General features: G+C 46.6%; 1 protein-coding gene. It reads left to right on the top strand.

Annotated elements, in window-relative coordinates:
- On the top strand, nucleotides 1-341 hold a 341-nt coding region (locus AB4585_RS25930), incomplete at both ends, for a DUF3612 domain-containing protein (protein WP_372171643.1).

Below are 341 nucleotides of genomic sequence, written 5' to 3'. Positions count from 1 at the left end.
CATGACGGCAGTATCTCCCTATCCTCACTGGCACTATTTTGATGCCTACTACCCAGGTACATTAAAAGCAGTGTACAGAGGCAATGGTATTCCTCTGCCGTGGGGAAACATGAAGATGGTTGAAGACCCATGCCAGCACTGGGCGGTTTTTCGCATGACCACCAAGGACACGGACTTTAACGTTAGCATCGCGCAAATATCCATCTTGATGCAAAACGATGTGCCACATATCTACTGCTGTGAATCGGTCAAAGTAAAGGATTTTGCGGGTAATTCACATGTATTGTGTAGCGGTGTCGATCTCAACCATGCTATTCAAGCACAAGGGTTTGATGCGATAG

The organism is Vibrio sp. 10N.222.49.C9, from assembly GCF_041474985.1.
GTDB classification, from domain to species: domain Bacteria; phylum Pseudomonadota; class Gammaproteobacteria; order Enterobacterales; family Vibrionaceae; genus Vibrio; species Vibrio crassostreae_C.
This window is presented reverse-complemented; position numbering and strand designations above follow the sequence as displayed.